The organism is Vibrio cincinnatiensis DSM 19608 (assembly GCF_900167345.1).
GTDB lineage: Bacteria > Pseudomonadota > Gammaproteobacteria > Enterobacterales > Vibrionaceae > Vibrio > Vibrio cincinnatiensis.
Genome location: NZ_FUXB01000054.1, coordinates 1 through 1,101, shown reverse-complemented (window position 1 = coordinate 1,101; position 1,101 = coordinate 1). Strand labels below are relative to the sequence as shown.

General features: G+C 39.4%; 1 protein-coding gene. It reads left to right on the top strand.

All coding sequences use genetic code 11. The features are described 5' to 3' along the window. Positions 1-116 precede the first annotated feature (116 nt). Positions 117-884 carry a hypothetical protein gene (locus B5D54_RS16820; RefSeq protein ID WP_139364809.1) on the top strand — a complete coding sequence of 256 codons (768 nt, stop codon included), beginning with the start codon at positions 117-119 and terminating at the stop codon, positions 882-884. The last annotated feature ends 217 nt before the right edge of the window (positions 885-1,101 follow it).

Below are 1,101 nucleotides of genomic sequence, written 5' to 3'. Positions count from 1 at the left end.
AAACGTAAACGGATGAACTGCGCAATGGATGAAAACTACTTAAGTAAGGTTCTCGAAAGCCTTACAGGGCAGTGATGTTCATGCGGTTTCCGTGATTTAAGAGGGACAATCAACGCGTGGCATTTTTTGGTTTGGGTGGGTATTTGAGGTTACGGCAGGCTAGTTTGAGCGCAGTGGTTTGCGTTGCTTGCCCCTTAATGCGGCGTTATGCATTTGGTGGAAATATGTGGAATATTCGAGAGTTAAAATATCATCTGGATTTACTTGGAGAACAACCGGAACACTACATTGAATATCTTGATTCTGTATGCCGTATAATTAAGATATTCGAGTTTCATAAAGTTGAAGCATTCAGTTTAATCAGTCGATTAGATTCAGATGATCCCGAAATGGCGATGAGACTCGTTTTTTCAATGGGTTCTGAAAGAACTGATGTAGAGAATGAAGTGATTAGTGCTCAAGCGCATTTACATGCAGCCCTTCAAAATGTACGTTCGATGTACGATATTCTCGCTCAATTGCTAAATGCTCTTTTGGTTCATGAACCTATACCAATCCATTCATGTGACATTTGCAAGGTGTGCAAGTCCTTACCCAATGGTAAGGTAAAAACAGAGCTAGAAAAAATCTTAGCTAGTTTTGAGTATCAGTATGTGAATAGCTTTGTTAATACAATCAAACATAGAAACCTTGTTCAATTTAACCGTCAATTAGATTTACTCGAAAGTCGAGCATCAATAAGAATTAAGCCCTTTTCTTATGCTGGCTGTTTTTATGAACAAAAGTGGGCGATTGATGTATTGAAGTATGGTCTAGACGTTAAAAATCAACTTATAGAAATTGGTCAGTTACTAAATTCTGAGTGTGGTGTTAGAAATGCATAACAAACGCCTCAAGCGGGACTTCCAACGCTCGCCATTTTTGGTTTTAATGGTATTTGAGGTTACGGTTGGTTAGTTTTAGTGTGGTTGTTTGCGTTGTCAGCCCCTTAGGCGGGCGTTATATGCCCGAGTACCCCACGTTTAGTAGACACTTTACTAAGTTAGATCTAGGGTCTAATTGAGAGGTGATTTATGGCTAAACATCGTAATCCAGCGTACA